This is a genomic window from Pseudomonas sp. TE4620, assembly GCF_056279045.1.
In genome coordinates this window covers 1,290,334-1,306,672 of the sequence record NZ_JBWBQO010000001.1, presented here as the reverse complement: position 1 = coordinate 1,306,672, position 16,339 = coordinate 1,290,334, and the positions used below count along the sequence as shown (strand labels likewise).

The 16,339-nt window shown below is 62.9% G+C and carries 16 protein-coding genes; 8 read left to right on the top strand and 8 right to left on the bottom strand.

Annotated elements, in window-relative coordinates; genetic code table 11:
• Positions 1–29: 29 nt before the first annotated feature.
• From ACZ9A3_RS06180 to ACZ9A3_RS06165, 4 genes are read right to left on the bottom strand one after another with little or no spacing between them, the layout of a single operon-like run.
• Positions 30–962, bottom strand: coding sequence for an SdiA-regulated domain-containing protein (locus ACZ9A3_RS06180; protein WP_093385003.1), 933 nt, complete (start codon positions 960–962; stop codon positions 30–32).
• Complete coding sequence (locus tag ACZ9A3_RS06175; protein ID WP_476252235.1) at positions 959–2,392, bottom strand: ArnT family glycosyltransferase; 1,434 nt, start codon at positions 2,390–2,392, stop codon at positions 959–961. Before ACZ9A3_RS06175 ends, ACZ9A3_RS06180 begins: the two co-directional genes overlap by 4 nt.
• Positions 2,389–3,369 carry a glycosyltransferase family 2 protein gene (locus ACZ9A3_RS06170; RefSeq protein WP_093385010.1) on the bottom strand — a complete coding sequence of 327 codons (981 nt, stop codon included), beginning with the start codon at positions 3,367–3,369 and terminating at the stop codon, positions 2,389–2,391. The genes ACZ9A3_RS06175 and ACZ9A3_RS06170 overlap by 4 nt, the downstream gene beginning before the upstream one ends.
• Positions 3,335–3,760: a GtrA family protein gene (locus ACZ9A3_RS06165; RefSeq protein WP_176794280.1), complete on the bottom strand. Its 426-nt coding sequence runs from the start codon at positions 3,758–3,760 to the stop codon at positions 3,335–3,337. The genes ACZ9A3_RS06170 and ACZ9A3_RS06165 overlap by 35 nt, the downstream gene beginning before the upstream one ends.
• Positions 3,761–3,866: 106 nt before the next feature.
• Between ACZ9A3_RS06165 and ACZ9A3_RS06160 the strand changes: the two genes are divergently transcribed.
• The 4 genes from ACZ9A3_RS06160 (at position 3,867) to ACZ9A3_RS06145 (ending at position 6,820) form a co-directional block, all read left to right on the top strand.
• Positions 3,867–4,397 carry a GlcG/HbpS family heme-binding protein gene (locus tag ACZ9A3_RS06160; protein ID WP_093385019.1) on the top strand — a complete coding sequence of 177 codons (531 nt, stop codon included), beginning with the start codon at positions 3,867–3,869 and terminating at the stop codon, positions 4,395–4,397.
• Positions 4,394–5,071, top strand: coding sequence for a response regulator transcription factor (locus ACZ9A3_RS06155; protein ID WP_256326751.1), 678 nt, complete (start codon positions 4,394–4,396; stop codon positions 5,069–5,071). Before ACZ9A3_RS06160 ends, ACZ9A3_RS06155 begins: the two co-directional genes overlap by 4 nt.
• Positions 5,055–6,269, top strand: a complete 1,215-nt coding sequence (locus tag ACZ9A3_RS06150; RefSeq protein ID WP_476252234.1) for a sensor histidine kinase — start codon at positions 5,055–5,057, stop codon at positions 6,267–6,269. Before ACZ9A3_RS06155 ends, ACZ9A3_RS06150 begins: the two co-directional genes overlap by 17 nt.
• Positions 6,270–6,343: 74 nt before the next feature.
• Positions 6,344–6,820: an LEA/WHy family protein gene (locus tag ACZ9A3_RS06145; protein ID WP_258597176.1), complete on the top strand. Its 477-nt coding sequence runs from the start codon at positions 6,344–6,346 to the stop codon at positions 6,818–6,820.
• A 21-nt stretch (positions 6,821–6,841) separates the two neighbouring features.
• Here ACZ9A3_RS06145 and ACZ9A3_RS06140 read toward each other — a convergent pair whose 3' ends face one another.
• The gene (locus ACZ9A3_RS06140) at positions 6,842–7,096 is read right to left on the bottom strand and encodes a hypothetical protein (protein WP_045201352.1); all 255 of its coding nucleotides are present in this window, start codon (positions 7,094–7,096) and stop codon (positions 6,842–6,844) included.
• A 131-nt stretch (positions 7,097–7,227) separates the two neighbouring features.
• Here ACZ9A3_RS06140 and ACZ9A3_RS06135 point away from each other — a divergent pair, with 131 nt between their 5' ends.
• Entirely contained in the window at positions 7,228–7,548 is a 321-nt protein-coding gene (locus ACZ9A3_RS06135) for an ElaB/YgaM/YqjD family protein (protein ID WP_045201351.1), read from the top strand.
• A 54-nt stretch (positions 7,549–7,602) separates the two neighbouring features.
• Here ACZ9A3_RS06135 and ACZ9A3_RS06130 read toward each other — a convergent pair whose 3' ends face one another.
• Together ACZ9A3_RS06130 and ACZ9A3_RS06125 are read right to left on the bottom strand one after the other, a co-directional pair.
• A complete protein-coding gene (locus tag ACZ9A3_RS06130; protein WP_093385032.1) occupies positions 7,603–8,217 on the bottom strand; it encodes a response regulator transcription factor in 615 nt (204 codons plus the stop codon).
• A 1-nt stretch (position 8,218) separates the two neighbouring features.
• Positions 8,219–10,018, bottom strand: coding sequence for a PAS domain-containing sensor histidine kinase (locus ACZ9A3_RS06125; RefSeq protein WP_283817137.1), 1,800 nt, complete (start codon positions 10,016–10,018; stop codon positions 8,219–8,221).
• 193 nt (positions 10,019–10,211) lie between these two features.
• Here ACZ9A3_RS06125 and ACZ9A3_RS06120 point away from each other — a divergent pair, with 193 nt between their 5' ends.
• From ACZ9A3_RS06120 to ACZ9A3_RS06110, 3 genes are all read left to right on the top strand, one after another.
• On the top strand, positions 10,212–11,834 hold the full coding sequence (locus ACZ9A3_RS06120; protein ID WP_045201348.1) for an acyl-CoA synthetase: 1,623 nt from the start codon (positions 10,212–10,214) through the stop codon (positions 11,832–11,834).
• A gap of 24 nt (positions 11,835–11,858) precedes the next feature.
• On the top strand, positions 11,859–13,628 hold the full coding sequence (locus ACZ9A3_RS06115) for an acyl-CoA dehydrogenase C-terminal domain-containing protein (protein ID WP_476252233.1): 1,770 nt from the start codon (positions 11,859–11,861) through the stop codon (positions 13,626–13,628).
• Positions 13,629–13,818: 190 nt separating this feature from the next.
• The gene (locus ACZ9A3_RS06110; protein ID WP_093385040.1) at positions 13,819–14,823 is read left to right on the top strand and encodes a FecR family protein; all 1,005 of its coding nucleotides are present in this window, start codon (positions 13,819–13,821) and stop codon (positions 14,821–14,823) included.
• 26 nt (positions 14,824–14,849) lie between these two features.
• Here the strand turns inward: ACZ9A3_RS06110 and ACZ9A3_RS06105 are convergent, their stop codons facing one another.
• The gene (locus ACZ9A3_RS06105) at positions 14,850–16,169 is read right to left on the bottom strand and encodes a Na+/H+ antiporter family protein (RefSeq protein ID WP_045201345.1); all 1,320 of its coding nucleotides are present in this window, start codon (positions 16,167–16,169) and stop codon (positions 14,850–14,852) included.
• Positions 16,170–16,339: the final 170 nt, after the last annotated feature.

Sequence of the window (16,339 nt, the reverse complement as noted above, 5' to 3'; positions counted from 1 at the left end):
CTTTCAACGTCAAACTCCGCTCCACCTGGCTAGTCCGCCAACTGATAGCGATAGAGCAGATTCGGCTCGCTGACGATCAGCAACTGCCGCTGCGGCCCCAGTGTCACCCCTTCGGCTTGCGGCACACTATGGTCGAGGCCATTGAAGCCACCTTCCAGGTCCATGAAGCTTATCGGCGCATAGCCGCTATCGACTTCAGCCAGCAAGCGCGATTGATCACTGAGCACCAGCAGGTGCCGAGTGTGCAGGTCATAGTGCATGGCCGATATATCGTCCATGCGCAGGCGCTGCACGCCAAGCGCCGAAACCGCAGCCTGGTAGCTGACTGAAGCTTCCGGCTGCACCACGCCAGCCACCTCGAACAGACGCACCGGGCGTTGCTCGCGTGAAGCGAACAGCACCTGGCTGCTCGGGTCGAACGCCATGCCTTCCAGGCCACGGTTGTTGTCGGCCCGATCGGCAATACTCAGGGTGGCCAGTTCACTGCGCACAATCGGCCTGTCCAACTGCGCGATCGGGACCGTCACTACGCTCTGGCGCCGCTCTTCACCGATCAACAGATGCCCCTTGCCGTCATAGGCCAGCGCCTCTGGATCTTCAAACTCGTGCAGTTCATGGCGCGCTTTGAGCGCGAAGTCCTCGGTGTACTCGTAGAGTTGCGCCGGGCTGTTGACCACTACGAAATAGCTGCGCCGCTCAGCGACGTAGACGATATCCGAGGCATTGGCTTCGATACCGGGCAACTGCAACCGCTGGGCAAACCGATAATCCGGCAGCCAGATACTGCGCTGGCGAACCTGAACCGGGGTAATACGTTCTTGCCACAACTGGCCCAGGGCGTCATCAGCTTCGAACAACGCCAGTACCGTCATGACCAAAGCGATCAGGCTCGCCACCCAGATCAATGGGTAACGTCGAAATGTCAGCCAGTGAAATGCTAATACAGCGGTGAAACGGCTCATGAATGGGGATTTCCGGTAGCGAGGAATGAAAGCGACTCAGGCAAAGGTTGGCAGCGCAGCAGCAGGCTGGCGTTGGCCTGGGCCAGTTCGGTGCAGTCCAGCGCAGCGGGCAGCGCTGAATCCAGATCGCGCAAGCGTCGGGCCAGGTAAAACACCCTGCCGGTCGGCAGTTGGCCCAGCGCATCGATCCGGCGGGCCTTGCCGGCGCTATAGAACTCAGCTGAATACGAGCGGCGCCCCAGGTAGAACAGCGGGCCCGGCTGGCCGACATTTGCACGCTGCCAGGTCAGCACCAGATCACGCTGGTTCTGTGGACGCTGTTCCAGGCTGCCCTCAAGCAGCAGCAGCAGGGCAAGCACCGGCAAAATCAAGGCAAAGCCGCCGACGAATGCTCGGCGCGACAAGCGCCAGCGAGTCAGGCCCTCAGCCAGCAGCAAGGCCCAGGCCGGCAGGGCTGGTAATACATAGGTCCAGAGAATGTTGCCGGCCAGGCTGAAAAACACAGGCGTAGCCAATGCCCAACACCACAGAAATCCTGGCAACGCCCTGCCCTCGCCCGCGCTGCGCCGCCAAAACAGCAGCGGTAACAGCAGGCTCCAGGGAAACAAGGCACCCAGCAGATACAACCAGATGGTTCCCATCGGTTTGGCGTGGGCATTACCGTACAGGTCACCGCTCCACTCGCTGATGACGTAGCGCTTCCAGTGCTCCCCCAGCAGAAAATAATCGAGAAAGCCCGGGCTTTTCAGCTCCGCCAGGACATACCAGGGTATGGCCACGAGCGACATCAACAGCAAACCGCTGAACCACGGCAGTCGCCACAGTTGCCGCCACTGCTGCTGGTAGGCGACCCAGGCCAGCGCCGGCAAAGCGAATAGCACCAGCACCAGCGGCCCCTTGGCCAGTAAGCCTAACCCCAGCCCGATAAAGCCAAGTCGTGCGGCACTACGCTCGGCATGAACGATGCCGTACCAGAACCCCAGATACGCCAACAGCAGCCCCAGGCTCAACGCTGGATCGGTCAGCACCACGCCACTGACAATCAGCCCGAGGGTACAACTGGAATAGATGATCGCCGCCAGCAGCCCCACCGCCAGGCTGCGCTCGCGACGGCCCAGATGGATGATCAGCAGGCAACTGACCAGGTGCATCAACCAGGCCGGCAAACGCAAGGCAAACTCATTGATGCCCAGCCAGTGCATGCTCAATGCCTGGGTCCAGAACGACAGCGGCGGCTTGCCCCAGAAGGGTACGCCGTAGTCGAACATCGGCGTGATCCAGTCATTGAGCTCAAGCATCTTGCGCGCCATCTCGCCATAACGTGCTTCGGACGTATCCATCAATGGATACACGCCCAGACCGGCCAGGCGCAACGAGAGAATCAAGCCCAGCACCGTCCACAGTACCGAGACCCGCAGCGACCCGTTCATGCCTGCCTCCGGTGCTCGAAGGGACGTGACACCGGCGGTTTTGCCGTTGCCTGAGTATCGCCCTGCAGCAGGTAGTGCGGACGCCGCTTGACCTCGAACAAGGTCGCACCGAGGTACTCGCCCACCATGGCCACACCAAGACAGAGAAAGCCGCCCACCCCCAATAGCAGATGCACCGGGGAGAAACTGCCAGCGATCAGTGCAGCCAGCATCCAGCCCAGGCACACCAGCAAAATCACCAGGCTGGCGACGCTGTACCAGCGCAGCGGCTTGCGCGAAAACGCCAACGCCCCTTCGAGCGCCAGGTTCAACAACGCAGGATAGTCCCACTTGCTAGTGCCGGCGGCTCGGGCCACACGCTCATACGGCAGTTCGATGGTACGAAATCCGACCCAGCCGACCAGGCCCTTGAACAGCCCTACACGCTCGTTCATCGCCCGCAAGGCGGCCAGTGGCGCCGGGCCGATCAGACGAAAATCGCTGACTTCAGCCGGTAGCTGGCCGCGCCCGACCAGATGGCGCATGATCCGGTAATACATCCCCGCCGTGAACTTCTTCACCCACGAATCACCGTCACGCCGCGAACGCTGCATGTTGACTACGTCATAACCCTGCAGCCAGTGCTCGACCATCAGCGCGATCAGCTCCGGCGGATCCTGCAGGTCGGCGTCGATGAACACCACAGCCTGGCCGCGGGCATGGTCGAGGCCCGCGCGCAAGGCGGCCTCCTTGCCGAAGTTGCGGCTCAGGTGCAGACAGCGCACACCAGGCTGTTGCTCAAACGTACGCAACAGTACGAGGGAGCCGTCACTGCTGCCATCGTTGATGTACAGCAATTCGCAAGACACCGGCAGGCGCTTGATCAGAACGTCAATGCGTTGATGAAAAGCCTGCAAAACCTGTTCTTCCTGATAACAGGGAACAATGATGCTCAGGTGCGGTTCAACGCCCAAAGGTGGCTGGGGCAAGGTCAGCATGGTGGTAAGTCCAATGACGGTGAATGAAAAACCCAAGTACGGCCAGACTGGCCGTGGTCAGCGCCTGGGCAAGCAGTGGGTGGGTTGCTAGGCAATCGAGCATCAGCCACATCGCCAGGGCATTGAGGCCGTTGTGCAGCAAGGCAACGCAGACAAAGCGCAGCGGTTGCAGGGCTTTACCGTCGCGATGGGTAAAGCAGTACCGGCGGTTGAGCCAAAAACTCAACAACGCGCCCAGGCAAGCGCCGCAGACACTGCCCCACCAAGGCTGATCAAGGCTCAGGCCGAGGAGGAACAGCAGTTGGTGAGCCAGGGTCGCTACAGTGCCGACGCCCAAGTAGCGAGTCAGGCTGCGAAGCAAGGCTGATTGGTAGCGAATGCAAGTGTTCATGGCCGCCATGCTAGGGAGGCGAAGGTGAACTCCATGTCACCGCAGATCACATCTGTGTCACGCCCGCTTCGCTAGGTTGCGTGCTCCGCTTTCAGAGGAGAATGCGATGAAGCGATCCAGCACTGTCCTGTGCCTTGGCATGTTTTCGTTGATCAGCGCCTGCCAGGCCCGCCCAATGAGCCACACGCCAGCGACCCTGGGTTTCGAGGACGCCCTGAATCTGGCTATCAGCGCCCGGCAAGCCTGTGCTCATCAAGGCTTTGCCGTGGCTGTCAGCGTGGTCGACCGCCAGGCCCAGCCGCTGGTGTTGCTGGTGTCCGACGACGCCTTTGCCCACTCCCGTCAGACCAGCGAACGCAAGGCGCGCACCGCCGCCTCGCGGCGAGCGTCAACGTCCACCATCGCTAACGCCAACGACCACGAACAGAGCCTGAGCCTGGCCTTCCACGCCATCGGTCTGACCACCTTGAGTGGCGGCGTGCCAGTGTTGCTCGATAACCAGGTGATCGGCGCAGTTGGCATAGCCGGGGCGCCGGGGCAGAATGCCCTGGGCCAGGACTTCGACAGCCTTTGTGCCGAAGCCGGCATCAAGGCAATTGGGGCGCAATGGACGGTCAACACGGAAACCGGACAATGATTGAGATACTTCTGGTCGAAGACGACCGCACCCTGGCCGGTTCGTTGGCCGACTACCTGAGCGAAGTCGGCTTTGACATCGATTTTGCCTTCAATGGCCAAACCTGCCTGGAGCGCACCCTGCAGCAGCGCTATGACGCCATCGTCATGGACGTGACCATGCCCGGGCTCGATGGTCTGCGCGCCTGCAAGGCATTGCGCAAGCGCCAGGACCAGACGCCAATCCTGTTTCTTACTGCACGCGATGCCCTGGCCGACAAGCTCGACGGCTATGAGGCCGGCGCCGATGACTACCTGATCAAGCCGTTCGAGCCCCAGGAGCTGGTGTGCCGCCTGCATGCGCTGCTGCGTCGCGGCAAACTGCCTTCCCACGCCGAACAGCTACAGTGCGGCGAGCTGCTGATCGACCTCAAGCGTCAGATGGTTTACCGCCAAGGTATCGCCATCGAGCTACAGGAAGTGCCGATCCGCCTGCTTTCACTGCTGGCCGAAGCAGCGCCTGACGCCGTCAGTCGCAAGAAACTGGAAAATGCCCTGTGGCCTGACGAGTTGCCCGAGAGTGACCCGCTACGCAGCCATATCTATCGCCTGCGCCAGGCCCTGGACCGGCCATTCGAGCGTGAGCTGGTCAAAACCGTTCACGGAAAAGGTTATCGCCTTGCTATTCCCGACTAGATCGTTCTTCGCCCGCGCGCTCTATACCCTGCTGCCCTTTACGGTGATCGTCGCCGTGCTTTACAGCCTGCTGGTCTGGACTTCGATCACAGTCACAGAAGACCATATCGTCAACAGTTACCTGGATCGTGAGGTGGCGCGCTTTCAGCAAAACCATGCAAGCGCCCCGGACCAAGCCCAGTTGCCCGCCACCAGCTACCTGCACAGTTACTGGGGCAACGACAAAAGCCTGCCGGATGCCTATCGCGAACTGCCGTTGGGGCGCCATGAACTGGACGATGAACGTACCCACGTACAGGTCATCTACCTGCCAACGGCCGGACAGAACCTCTACATCGAACTGGACGAGTCGCAGCTCAGCTCCCTGGATCGACATGCCAACCTGTTGTTCAGTATCCTTTGGGGAGTGGCTGGGCTGGTGATCATTGCCGGCGCGCTGTTGGCGGTCATCGGTGCCCGCCACCTCGCCGCACCGGTCACGCAATTGGCCGATGCCGTAAGTCGGGGTTGGCAGCCGGACACTCAACTGCCCGGACATGAACGCCACGATGAAGTCGGCACCCTCAGCCGCGCGCTGTCGCAGTTGGTTGAACGCCTGCACTGTGCGCTTGAGCGTGAACGCGCCTTTACCCGCCACACCAGTCACGAACTGCGCACGCCACTGGCAGTGATGCGCAACAGCCTGGCGGTCTTGCGCCTGACCGGCTGCAGCGAAGAAAAACGCGCGCGCAACCTGGCCCGCCTTGAGCAGGCCAGCGGCGAGATGGAAACCATGGTGCAGCTGTTCCTCTATCTGGGCCGCGAAGATGAACGCATGCCAGCGCAGGCCGTGGCCTTGCGAGCGTTGCTGGAAGCGTGCGAGCACAAACACGCCGGGTTGATCGCCAGCAAGCACCAAGCCGTCGTCATGCACGTCGACCCGCGCCTGTGCATCGAAGCGCCCCCCAGTGTCTTGCAAGTGCTGGTCAACAACCTGATTGGCAATGCCCTGCAGCATGGCGCGCGCTACCTGTACATCGAAGCCGAGGCCAGTCACCTGCAGTTGGTCAACGGCCTGGGTGACGAACACACTGCGTTGTCGGGTTTCGGCTATGGCCTGGATATTGTGCAACGCCTTTGCGCCTATTGCGGCTGGCGCCTGAGCACCTGGCGCGAAGACGATCGCTTTATTGCTAGGGTGGACTTTCACCGCGCCTGATCAGCAGCGAGTGCCCTGACCGGCCAAAGCCTGTCTATGATGGGCTCGAACTGTTCACCTCAAGGACTGCCCGAATGAGCCATACCTTGCGCCTGTGTATAGCTTTAATGCTGACCTTCACCCTGAACGCCTGCGCCCTGTTGCAGCCCCGCGACCCGGTGAACATCAGCGTGATCGGCATCGAGCCCCTGCCCGGCCAGGACCTGGAACTGCGCATGGCGGTGAAGATCCGTGTGCAGAACCCCAACGAAACCGCAATCGACTACAACGGCATCGCCCTCAACCTTGAGGTCAATGGCCAGCCGCTGGCGGCCGGTGTCAGCGATCGCAGTGGCAGCATCGGGCGTTTCAGCGAGCAGGTACTGGTAGTGCCGGTGAGCATCACCGCGTTCTCGGTGCTGCGCCAGGCCGTGGGCCTGAGCCAGGTGCGCAGCCTCGATGGCCTGCCGTACACGGTGCGCGGCAAACTGGCCGGTGGCGCCTTCGGGACCCGGCGCTTCAGTGACAGCGGCCGGCTCAACCTGCCACAGCCAGCCAACGCCACCTGGTGATGGCGTGATGGGCCCGGGGGCTTACTTGGCCGCGGCCATCAGCTTGTTGACTTCACTGCGGACCATGTTGGCGTACTCGGGCGGCGACATGCCGTCCAGCTCTGCCCGCACCCATTCGGCCCACTTGCCCTTGCGCCGCGGCTTTTCGGCGATGATTCGCGCCGCATCGGCCTTGGCCTTGCCCAGGTTGGTCTGCCAGAGCTCGAACAGGCGTGCTTTCTCGTCCTCGATCTGCGCCCGTTCGGCGAAGCTCTTGTTGGCCAGATTGAAACTCATGAGGGGTGTCCTGCCGCTAGAAAATAGGCGCTATCTTACACTGTAGCCGCCGATGCCCGGCAAACCGCTGCAACTTTCAGCGCCCGCCGGCATCCACTGTTCAATGCCCATCAACTGACGAGGAAGCACCCATGGCCAGGAAAACCACCGTGCAAAGCGATGCCGAGCAAATCAAGGACCAGGCGTTCAGTGAGCTGCAGGCGTTGATCGAGGAGTCGGAAAAACTGCTCAGCGAAAGCGCCGCGCTGGTTGGCGAAGAAGCCGAAACCCTGCGCGCCCAGGTCGGACTGAAACTGAAACAGGCCCGCGACGCGGTCACTGGCGTGCGCAGCAAGGCGCAGCCGGTGGTCGAGGCCACCCAGGACTACATCGGCGGCCATCCGTGGCAGACGGTAGCGATTTCGGCAGGCTTTGGCCTGGTGGTCGGTTTGCTGCTGGGGCGCAGGCCATAAACGCATCGCAGGTCCTGCTCGCTCCTGTAAGAGCAGGCAGGACCTGCGATGAACTCAACGCAAACTCAACGGCTGCACCAGCCCACAGGCAATCGCCATGCCCACCAGCGCCGGCAAATGCTCGGCCTGCATGCGCTTCATGACCCGCGAGCGATAGAGGTCGACGGTCTTCACGCTGACCTGCAACTGCTCGGCAATTTCCCGATTGGTAAAACCCCGCACCAACGGCAGGAACACATCGCGCTCACGGGGCGTGAGGCTGTCGATGCGCGCCTGCACCGCTTCCAGCGGCCCGGCATGACGCGCCTGGCCAAGGGCGGCCTGAACGCTGTCGAGCAGTAGCTGGTCGTTGTAGGGTTTCTCGATGAAATCGCAGGCCCCGGCCTTGAAGGCGCGCACCACGATCGGCACATCGGCATGGCCGCTGACGAAGATTACCGGCAAATCGATGCCGCGGGCGCGCAGCGCTTCCTGCACGCTCAAACCGCCCATGCCCGGCATGCGCACATCCAGCAGCACGCACGCCGGCCGATGGCTGTCGCAAGCGTCAAGAAAGGCCTGGCCACTGGTGAACGGCAGCGCCTGCAAGCCCACCGACTCGAGCAACCACAGGGTCGAATCGAGCATGCCCTGGTCATCGTCGACCACATACACCCGCGGTTCCTGCATATCACTCCCCACTGTTGGCCACCGGCGCCAGCCGGCAGCACAAGATCAATCCGCCCGCCTCACCAGGCTGGGCCTGCAAGGTGCCACCAAAACCTTCGATGATACTGCGGCTCATGCTCAAGCCCAGCCCCAGGCCGTCCGCCTTGCTGGTGTTGAACGGCGTGAAGATACCGTCCAGGCGCTCGGCCGCCACCCCCGGGCCCTGGTCGCTGACGCGGATCGCCAGCCAACCGGCCTCAAGCTTGGCGCTGAGCAGGATACCCGAGGCCCGGCCGTTGTGCTGTTCGCGATTGGCATCGATGGCGTTGCGCAACAGGTTGAGCAGTACCTGTTCGAGCAGCACCCGGTCGGCGTACACCGCGGGCAGCCCGGCGACCACGCGCTGCTCGATGCTCACCTGGTCGCGGCTGGCTTCCCAGTCGCACAGGCGCACCGCTTCGGCCACGACATCGGCAATCGCCAGGGCCTGCAAGCGCCGCGGTTCCTTGCGCAGGAAGGCGCGCAAGCGCTTGATCACCTCGGCGGCATGGGTCGCCTGTTCGTTGATGCGCTGCAAGCCCTGGGCGACCCGTTGCGCCGCCTGCGGGTCGCGCTCAACAGCTTGCAGGTAGCGCAGGCTGGCGCTGGCGTAATTGACCACCGCCGCCAGCGGCTGGTTGATTTCATGGGCGATCCCCGAGGCCAGTTCACCGAGGGTGATCAACCGGGCGCTGTGGGCCAGTTCGTCCTGATGGCGGCGCTGCTGGTTTTCGCGCAGTTCCCGCTCGGTCATGTCGCGGGCCACCAGCGAGTAGTAGCGCTCGCCACCGGCAGCGCGATGGGCCAGCAGCACCAGCGATACCGGGAACGCCGCGCCGCCCTGATGCGGCACCAGCCGCGCCTCGGCCTGCCACACGCCCTGCTGCTCGGCGCGCTGCCAGCCTTCGCTGTGCAGGCGTTGCTGCAGCGCTGGGTCGAGCAAGGCCTGCAAGCCGGGCAGCGGCTCGACCTCCTGCAGCCCCAGGGCCCGGCGCGCCGAACGGTTGAGGTAGCTGAGGCGGCCGTCGCGGTCGCTGAACAGCACCAGGTCAGTGTTGGCTTCGACCACCTCGGCCAGGCGCCGGCGGTTTTCCTGGGCCTCGATGCGCACGCTGATGTCGCGCGAGACGCTGACAATTTCCACCACCGCGCCAGTGTAGGTTTCGCGGATGGCGCGGCTGGCGATCTCGAACCAAAGGTAACGGCCATCACGGTGGCGCACCCGCCAGGTCATGGTCTGGTAGCCGTCCTGCTCCAGCGCCTGGGACGCCTGCAACAGCGCTTGCCGGCGATCCTGCGGGTGAAACAGCGACTGCACCGGCACCCCGCGCAGCTCCTCTGGCCAGTAACCGAGCAGGCGCAAGGCGGCAGGCGAAGCATCGATAAAGCGGCCATCGGGCGTGTGCCGGGAAATCAGGTCGGTGGTGTTCTCGGTGATCAACCGGTACAGGCGCCGGGCCTGGCTGGCGTCGCGCTCGCCCTGGCGCTCCGGGGTGGCGTCGCGGCAACGCGCCAGCACTTGCTGGCCGGCGTCATCGGGGATGAAGGTCCAGAGCAGAATCTGCCCGGCCACCTGCGCCTCGACCTCGCTGATCGCCCGCCCCTGCTCCAGGCAAGCGCGTACCAGGGCCCGGTAGTTGCTCGGTAGCCAGCGCTCGACGTCACGCTCGGGGCCCATCAAGGCCTGCAAGGCTGGATTGCTGGTCAGCAGACGAGCCTCGGCATCCAGCAACAGGCTCGGTTGCGGGTCCTTGGCCAGCAGCAGGGAAAACGAAGTATCCAAAAACGGTGCCTCTGGGCTTTTATAGTATTTATACCATATTGCTATAGTCTATCTTCCAGTTACCATAGCCATTCGCGTAAAACTTGCGACAGCGGAAGGGCCTGCCCTTCACGACACCTGAACAGAGCTAACAATCAGCCATCGGGGGTTTCAGTTCGCCAATGGGCGGCTGCCTCCTGCACAGGACGACCTCATGTCGATTTTCTCCCAGGGCCTGGCGCCCGCCCCTGTCAATCATGTTGCCTTGAGCCCCTTGAGTTTCATCGAGCGTACCGCCGCCGTCTATGGCCAGTACCCGGCAGTGATTCATGGCGCGATCCGCCGTAACTGGCAACAGACCTATGAACGTTCGCGCCGCCTGGCCAGCGCCCTGGCCGGGCGCGGTATCGGCCAGGGCGATACGGTGGCGGTGATGCTGCCGAACATTCCGGCCATGCTTGAAGCGCACTTTGGCGTGCCGATGATCGGCGCCGTGCTCAACGCCCTCAACGTGCGCCTGGATGCCGAAGCGATTGCCTTCATGCTCGAGCACGGCGAAGCCAAGGTGCTGATCACTGACCGCGAATTTCACAAGGTCATCGAAGCGGCCCTGGCGCTGATGAAATACCCGCCGCTGGTGATCGATGTCGATGACCCGGAATACGGCGAAGGCCAGGCGGTCAGCGACCTCGACTACGAGGCGTTTCTGGCTGAAGGCGACCCCGAGTTCGCCTGGCACTGGCCCGAGGACGAATGGCAGGCGATCTCGCTGAACTACACCTCCGGTACCACCGGCAATCCCAAGGGCGTGGTCTACCACCACCGCGGCGCCTACCTCAATGCCCTGGGCAACCAGATGACCTGGGCCATGGGCAACCATCCGGTGTACCTGTGGACGTTGCCGATGTTCCACTGCAACGGCTGGTGCTACCCCTGGACCGTCACCGCCCTGGCCGGCACTCATGTGTTCCTGCGCCGGGTCGACCCGCAGAAGATTCTTACCCTGATCCGCGAGCACCAGGTCAGCCACCTGTGCGGCGCGCCGATCGTGCTCAATGCGCTGATCAACATGCCCGAGTCGGCCAAGGCAGCGATCGATCACCCGGTCAATGCCATGGTTGCCGGTGCGGCGCCACCGGCCAAGGTCATTGGTGCGGTGGAAGAAATGGGCATCAAGGTCACCCACGTCTATGGCCTGACCGAAGTCTATGGCCCGGTGACCGTCTGCGCCTGGCACGCCGAGTGGGATGAGCAACCGCTGGCTGAACGGGCGCGGATCAAATCGCGCCAGGGCGTGCGTTACCCGACCCTCGAAGGCCTGATGGTCGCCGACCCGCAAACCCTGGAGCCGGTGCAACGCGACGGCAACACCCTGGGCGAGATCTTCATGCGCGGCAACACGGTAATGAAGGGCTACCTGAAAAACCCCGAAGCCACCAGCGAGGCCTTCCGAGGCGGCTGGTTCCACACCGGCGACCTGGCCGTTTGGCATGCCGACGGTTACGTCGAGATCAAGGACCGGCTCAAGGACATCATCATTTCCGGTGGCGAGAACATCTCTACCATTGAAGTCGAAGACACCCTGTACAAACACCCGGCAGTCCTCGAAGCCGCCGTGGTCGCCCGCCCGGATGAAAAGTGGGGTGAAACCCCTTGCGCCTACATCACCCTCAAGGCCGGCTGCGAGGCCACCCGCGAAGCCGAGATCATCGCCTTTTGCCGCGAGCACCTGGCCGGCTTCAAGCTACCGAAGACCGTGGTATTCAGCGAGTTGCCGAAGACCTCCACCGGCAAGATCCAGAAGTACCTGTTGCGCGACTGGGCCAAGGCGCTCTGACCCCCTTTGACAGCGAGAACTGCCATGCCTGAATTCAATGCTCCCCTGCGCGACATGCGCTTTGTCCTTCATGAAGTGTTCCATGGCCCGGCGCTGTGGGCGCGCCTGCCGACCCTGGCCGAGCGGGTCGATGCCGACACCGCCGATGCCATCCTCGAAGAGGCGGCAAAAATCACCAGCCAGCTGATTGCCCCGCTCAACCGCAGCGGCGATGAACAGGGCGTGGCCTTCGAGGCCGGTGGCGTGCGCACCCCGGACGGCTTTCGCCAGGCCTGGCAAACCTACCGCGACGGTGGCTGGGTGGGCCTGGCCGGTAATCCTGAGTTTGGCGGCCTGGGCATGCCGAAGATGCTCGCGGTGCAGTTCGAAGAAATGCTCTATGCCGCCAACTGCAGCTTCAGCCTGTACTCGGCCCTGAGCGCCGGCTGCTGCCTGGCGATCGACGCCCACGCCAGCGAAGCACTCAAGGCCAGTTACCTGCCGGCGCTGTACAGCGGCCAATGGGCCGGCACCATGTGCCTGACCGAACCCCATGCCGGCACTGACCTGGGGATCATTCGCAGCAAGGCCGAGCCCCAGGCCGATGGCAGCTACAAGGTCAGCGGCACCAAAATTTTCATCACCGGCGGCGACCAGGACCTGACCGAGAACATCATCCACCTGGTGCTGGCCAAGCTGCCGAATGCGCCGGCCGGGCCCAAGGGCATCTCGCTGTTCCTGGTGCCCAAGCGCCTGGTCAATGCCGACGGCAGCCTGGGCGCCAGCAACGCGGTGAGCTGCGGTTCGCTCGAGCACAAAATGGGCATCAAGGCCTCGGCCACCTGCGTGATGAACTTCGACGGCGCCAGCGGCTACCTGATCGGTGAACCCAATCGCGGCCTGGCGGCGATGTTCACGATGATGAATTACGAGCGCCTGTCGATTGGCATCCAGGGCATTGGCTGCGCCGAGGCCTCGTACCAGAATGCCGCCCGCTACGCCCGTGAGCGCCTGCAAAGCCGCGCGGCCAGCGGCGCCCAGAACAAGCAGCAGATTGCCGACCCGATCATCGTCCACCCGGATGTGCGGCGCATGTTGCTGACCATGCGCGCCCTCACCGAAGGCGGGCGCGCCTTCGCCACCTATGTCGGCCAGCAACTGGATATCGCCAAGTACGCCGAAGACGCCGATGAACGCAACGCGGCGCAACGCCAGGTGGCCTTGCTGACGCCGGTGGCCAAGGCCTTTTTCACCGACAACGGCCTGGAAAGCTGCGTGCTCGGCCAGCAGGTGTTCGGCGGCCACGGCTACATTCGCGAATGGGGCCAGGAGCAACTGGTGCGGGATGTGCGCATCGCGCAGATCTACGAAGGCACCAACGGTATCCAGGCCCTGGACCTGCTCGGGCGCAAGGTGGTGGCCGATGGCGGCCAGGCGCTGGCGGCCTTTGCCGCGCAGATTCGCCAGTTCAGCGAAAGCGAACCGCCGTTTCGTCAACCATTGCTCGAGGCCCTGGCCCGGCTTGAAAACATCAGCCAGTGGCTGTGCGAGCAAGCGCGCCACGACCCGAATGCCATCGGCGCGGCCTCTGTGGAGTACCTGCAGCTGTTCGGCTACGTTGCCTACGCCTACATGTGGTCACGCATGGCTGCGGTCGCCCGCGATGCGCTGGTTCAGGACCCTGCCTTCTACGGTGCCAAGTTGGCCAGCGCCGGGTTCTTTTTCGAACGCCTGCTGCCACGCACCCTGTCGCTGCACGCGAGCATTCGCGCCGGCAGTGCTCCATTGTTCGAGCTGGATGCCGCGCAGTTCTGAAAACAACCTGCGCCGCTGCTCAGTGGCGCAGGCCTACCTTTCGTCTGTGATTTTGTAGGTAATCATTGTCAGATCCGCGGTTTTACGGGGTTTTGACGGTAAAAAATCTTACAACTGATAGTCATTCGCCATTATCTCGGTTCTCGCCCGCCTACCCTGCAAGGTAGAATGGACAAAACCGGGAGTTTCAATGAACCACACCAGTCTCAGCGACGCCGAACACGATGCCATCACCGATGCCGCCGCACAGTGGTGCCTGCGCCTGCAAGCTGAAGACTGTACCGCCGCCGAGCGACGCGCGTTCGAGCAATGGCTGAAAGCCCACCCGCTGCACCTGCAGGAATATCAGGCGATGGTCGAGATCTGGCAAACCGCCGATCACTTGCCACGCAGTTTCCCGGACAACGTCGTAGCGCTGCCTCGACCGCAGCGCAGCCAATGGCAACGGTTGGCCAGCGCCGCAGCCATCGCCCTGGTCGCCCTGCCAGCCGGCGCCTGGATCGGTTGGGAACAAGGCTGGCTGCCCAATAGATACCAGTCCCTGGAGACCGGCGAGCGGGTCAATCGCGTAGTGCTCAGTGATGGCAGTGAAGTCGAACTCAACCTCAATACCGAACTGCGCTTCACCAACTACAAGGATGAGCGCCGGGTAACCCTGGTCAGGGGCGAGGCGTTCTTCAAGGTCCGTCACGACAGCCAGCACCCGTTCGTGGTGCACGCGGCCAATGGCTGGACGCGGGTCACCGGCACCCAGTTCAACGTGTGGAAGTACGATGACCAGGTCAAAGTCACCCTGGTCGAAGGCTCGGTGCTGGTCAGCAGTGACGGCAACGCCAGCGACAGCAGCTATCGTCTTGGCCCGGGCATGCAGGCCAGCTACAAGGCCGGCGACTATGAGCCACGTCTGGACCAGACCGCCAACCAGGACAACAGCCTGGCCTGGCGTACGGGCAAGCTGATCCTCGACAACCAGAGCCTGGCCCAGGCCCTGCCGATGATCAACCGCTACCTGGAAAAACCGCTGCTGCTGGCCGATACCGGTACCGGCAGCATCCGCATCAGCGGCATCTACAACACCAGCGAGATCAAGCGCCTGGTCAGCACCCTGCCCAAGGTGCTGCCGGTGTACCTGACCCAGAACAAGAACGGCAACATGGTGCTCAACCGCATCTCGCCGCCGCCCGCCAAAGGCTGAGCCTTGCGCTCAGCCCTCGCCCTGCCCTAGAGCATCATCGCCGCCAGCCAACCGAACGCCAGCAACGGCAGGTTGTAGTGGATGAAAGTCGGTACCACAGTGTCCCAGATATGATGATGCTGGCCGTCGACGTTCAGCCCCGAGGTCGGCCCCAGGGTCGAGTCCGAGGCAGGTGATCCGGCATCGCCCAGGGCACCGGCGGTACCGACGATGCACACCGTGGCCACAGGATCAAAGCCCAGCTGTACGCACAGCGGCACGAAGATCGCTGCCAGGATCGGCACGGTGGAGAACGACGAGCCGATGCCCATGGTCACCAGCAGGCCCACCAGCAGCATCAGCAGTGCGCCGACGCCCTTGCTGTGGTTGATCCAGGACGCCGAGGTCTCGACCAGGGTCTTGACCTCACCGGTGGCCTTCATCACCTCGGCAAAGCCCGAAGCGGCGATCATGATGAAGCCGATCATGGCCATCATCTTCATGCCTTCGGTAAACAGGTCGTCGGTGTCTTTCCAGCGCACGATGCCCGACACCGAGAAGATCAGAAAGCCGGCCATGGCACCGATAATCATCGAGTCCAGCCACAGCTGGATGATGAACGCCGCCGCAATGGCAACGCCCGCTACCAGCAGGGTCAGCGGGTTGTAGCTGACTGCCACCTGCTCGACCTGTTCGATTTTCTCCAGGTTGTACACACGCTTTTTGCGGTAGCTGATGAACACCGCCACCAGCAAGCCGAAGAGCATGCCCGCAGCCGGGATGGCCATGGCATGGGTAACGTTGACGCCGCTGACATCCACACCGCTGCGGCTGACGTTGGCCAGAAGGATTTCATTGAGAAAGATATTGCCGAAACCCACTGGCAGGAACATGTACGGGGTGATCAGGCCGAAGGTCATCACACAGGCCACCAGGCGCCGGTCGATCTGCAGCTTGGTCAGCACGTACAGCAGGGGCGGCACCAGCAACGGAATGAAGGCAATGTGGATGGGCAGGATGTTCTGCGAGGAAATCGCCACCACCAGCAGCAGGCCGATCAGTAACCACTTGACCTTGCCGCCTTCGCCATGGCCTTGGCGATCGACCATGGCCAGGGCGCGGTCGGCCAGGGCGTGGGCCATGCCCGACTTGGCGATGGCCACGGCGAAGGCGCCGAGCAAGGCGTACGACAACGCCACCGTAGCACCGCCACCCAGCCCGCCATTGAACGCCTTGAGCGTGCCTTCGATGCCCAGACCACCCACCAGGCCACCGGCCAGGGCGCCGATGATCAGGGCAATCACCACATGCACACGGGACAGGCTCAATATCAGCATGATGCCGACCGCGGCAATTACTGCATTCATTCTGTAACCTCTAGAAACCAGACAAAAAGCGACCGATCCGGCGACAGACTGCCCGCGAGCAGTGGCCGAACGACAGGTATTTTTATGGGAGGGCGCACACTTTGAAGCAGCCCCCCGCACTTGTCAAAAAAAGGCCTTGGCGACCTGCGACAACGTGTCGCTTGAATAGA

Excerpts from the sequence above, each read along its gene's own strand:
- ACZ9A3_RS06180 (WP_093385003.1), bottom strand. The coding sequence starts at position 962 with ATGAGCCGTTTCACCGCTGTATTAGCATTTCACTGGCTGACATTTCGA.
- ACZ9A3_RS06175 (WP_476252235.1), bottom strand. The coding sequence starts at position 2,392 with ATGAACGGGTCGCTGCGGGTCTCGGTACTGTGGACGGTGCTGGGCTTG.
- ACZ9A3_RS06170 (WP_093385010.1), bottom strand. The coding sequence starts at position 3,369 with ATGCTGACCTTGCCCCAGCCACCTTTGGGCGTTGAACCGCACCTGAGC.
- ACZ9A3_RS06165 (WP_176794280.1), bottom strand. The coding sequence starts at position 3,760 with ATGAACACTTGCATTCGCTACCAATCAGCCTTGCTTCGCAGCCTGACT.
- ACZ9A3_RS06160 (WP_093385019.1), top strand. The coding sequence starts at position 3,867 with ATGAAGCGATCCAGCACTGTCCTGTGCCTTGGCATGTTTTCGTTGATC.
- ACZ9A3_RS06155 (WP_256326751.1), top strand. The coding sequence starts at position 4,394 with ATGATTGAGATACTTCTGGTCGAAGACGACCGCACCCTGGCCGGTTCG.
- ACZ9A3_RS06145 (WP_258597176.1), top strand. The coding sequence starts at position 6,344 with ATGAGCCATACCTTGCGCCTGTGTATAGCTTTAATGCTGACCTTCACC.
- ACZ9A3_RS06140 (WP_045201352.1), bottom strand. The coding sequence starts at position 7,096 with ATGAGTTTCAATCTGGCCAACAAGAGCTTCGCCGAACGGGCGCAGATC.
- ACZ9A3_RS06135 (WP_045201351.1), top strand. The coding sequence starts at position 7,228 with ATGGCCAGGAAAACCACCGTGCAAAGCGATGCCGAGCAAATCAAGGAC.
- ACZ9A3_RS06130 (WP_093385032.1), bottom strand. The coding sequence starts at position 8,217 with ATGCAGGAACCGCGGGTGTATGTGGTCGACGATGACCAGGGCATGCTC.
- ACZ9A3_RS06120 (WP_045201348.1), top strand. The coding sequence starts at position 10,212 with ATGTCGATTTTCTCCCAGGGCCTGGCGCCCGCCCCTGTCAATCATGTT.
- ACZ9A3_RS06115 (WP_476252233.1), top strand. The coding sequence starts at position 11,859 with ATGCCTGAATTCAATGCTCCCCTGCGCGACATGCGCTTTGTCCTTCAT.
- ACZ9A3_RS06110 (WP_093385040.1), top strand. The coding sequence starts at position 13,819 with ATGAACCACACCAGTCTCAGCGACGCCGAACACGATGCCATCACCGAT.
- ACZ9A3_RS06105 (WP_045201345.1), bottom strand. The coding sequence starts at position 16,169 with ATGAATGCAGTAATTGCCGCGGTCGGCATCATGCTGATATTGAGCCTG.